Annotated in this window: 2 protein-coding genes; both read right to left on the bottom strand. The window is 45.6% G+C overall.

The features are described from left to right. On the bottom strand, positions 1–476 hold a 476-nt coding region (locus COT43_02065; protein PIS30321.1), incomplete at its 3' end, for a DNA-binding protein. After that, on the bottom strand, positions 469–2,088 hold the full coding sequence (locus COT43_02060) for a DNA methyltransferase (protein PIS30320.1): 1,620 nt from the start codon (positions 2,086–2,088) through the stop codon (positions 469–471). The genes COT43_02060 and COT43_02065, both read right to left, overlap by 8 nt. Positions 2,089–2,338 lie beyond the last annotated feature (250 nt).

Raw genomic sequence — 2,338 nt, 5'->3', positions numbered from 1 at the left:
AGACGATGAAATATTTGCGCATTGGCGGAAATGAACTTTCTCATTGCGACAAAAGCATTGATAATCTGAATGCTGATTTGAACAGCGGTTGCACTTCGGAGAATGCCCGAAAGCATAGCCACGCCTTGCTCGGTAAAAACATAGGGGAGATACCTTCGACCTCCCTTTTTGTTTGAGGTCGCAAATTGCGACCTCATGTTTTGCTTATTATTTGAGGTGCCAATTTGGAATCTCAAGTGATTTTCATTCTCTAAGGTCACAAATTGTGACCTCAAGGAATCATTTTCTTCAGCAGTAAGTTGAAAACTGAACTCTATAGGGAATCTTTCAATATTTCTTTTGACCGCCTGATTCAATACTTTGGTTTCCACGCCGTAGAATTCTGCCAGATCGCTGTCCAGCACAACCTGAACGCTGCGGATGGTATAAATCCGGCTTTGAATGTCATCCTTCTTAATGATTGCATTTTCAGTCATTGAATTTCACCTTCCGCAAATTATCTAAAATGAGATCATTGAGTCGCGCTTCTTCCTTCATTTGCTCTTCCAGCTCCGCTTTCAGTTTGCCGAAGCGTTCCGCGAAATCGAAGTCGTCATCATCTTCCGGCAGGCCAATATAACGTCCGGGCGTCAGGACATAATCCTTCTGCCGGATTTCGTCAAGAGAGATAGACTTACAGAATCCCGGCACGTCCGCGTAACTCTCCGATTTATTCCGCCACCGATGATAGGTTCCCGAGATTTTAGATATATCCTCATCCGTAAAATCTTTTGTCCGGCGATTGATCAGAAAACCGAGATTGCGGGCGTCGATGAACAAGACTTTGTCAAGTCGGCCTTCTTTTTTGCGGGACAGGAACCAGAGGCAGGCAGGTATCTGCGTATTGAGAAAGAGCTTTGCCGGTAGATTGACGATGCAGTCAAGAAGACCATCTTCGATAATTTTTTTACGGATTTCGCCCTCTCCGCTGGTTTTGGACGTGAGCGATCCTTTTGCCAGCACAAAGCCTGCCATACCGTTCGTGCGAGACATATGATAGATAAAGTGCTGAATCCAAGCGTAGTTGGCATTTCCGGCAGGAGGAGTTCCATACGTTTTCCAGCGGGCATCATCTCTTAGTAATTGCCCAGACCAATCCGAATCGTTGAATGGAGGATTGGCGATGATAAAGTCCGCTTTCAGGTCTTTATGCGCGTCGTTAAGGAAAGAACCCTCGTTATTCCAGCGGATGTTGGAACTGTCGATGCCGCGGATGGCAAGATTCATTTTACACAGTTGCCAGGTTGTTCGGTTTGATTCCTGTCCATAGATGCTGATTCGGTCGGACGGATCGAGTTCAAGACCGTTGTTTCCGTTCTTCCTGTAGTGATCCCGATGAGCATGAATGAACCTTTCACTTTGAACGAACATCCCGCCGGAACCGCAACAAGGATCGAAGACGCGCCCCTCGTAAGGTTGAAGCATTTCCACCAGCAGGCAGACAACGCTCCGGGGTGTATAGAATTGTCCACCCTTTTTGCCTTCCGCAAGAGCGAACTGTCCGAGAAAATACTCATAGACTTTCCCCAGTATGTCCTTACTTCGTGAAAATTCGTCGCCGAGTGCGATGCCGCCGATCAAATCGATCAATCCGCCGAGAGATTGCCTGTCGAGGTTTTGCCGGGCATATACTTTTGGAAGCACGCCTTTCAGCGAGGTGTTCCGGCGTTCGATTGCTTCCATGGCTTCATCGACATATCCGCCAATATCGACTTTCTTACCGTTTTCAAGTGCGATCTCTGTTTTTTTAGCATTGTCCTGAATGTTTTTCCACCGCGCGATAGGCGGAACGAAGAATACTTTTTCAGCGGTATATTCGTATGGGTCTTCCGGGTCTGCGCCTTGGAACTCGGCTTCACCTTTGACTAATTTGTTATGAAGAACTTCAAAGACGTCGGAGATATATTTGAGAAAAATGAGTCCGAGGACAACATGTTTATATTCGGCGGCGTCTATATTTTTATGGAGTTTATCCGCCGCTTGCCAGAGAATAGTTTCGATAGAGTCTTGCTTTTTTCCGTTTGCCTGTGTCGTTTTAGCTTGAGTCATTTTTTCTCCCTTAAAACTTAACTTCCTTTAAGAAAACCGCATAGCCCATTCTGCATTCATCCCCTTGCTAAAAGATCGATCCGCAAATATCTATATCCAAACAACGCGGAAATAGTACATATAATCGGGTAAAAGCACAAGGAAATTGTGTTTCGGGTTCCGAGTTTCGGGAGGATTGTTTTTTCACCACAAAGAACACTGAGGTCACAGAGGAATTTTATAGCAGTGTGTTATTGAGCATTACTTACCC

The organism is Candidatus Marinimicrobia bacterium CG08_land_8_20_14_0_20_45_22 (assembly GCA_002774355.1).
Taxonomy (GTDB): domain Bacteria; phylum Fidelibacterota; class UBA2242; order UBA2242; family UBA2242; genus 0-14-0-20-45-22.
This window is presented reverse-complemented; position numbering and strand designations above follow the sequence as displayed.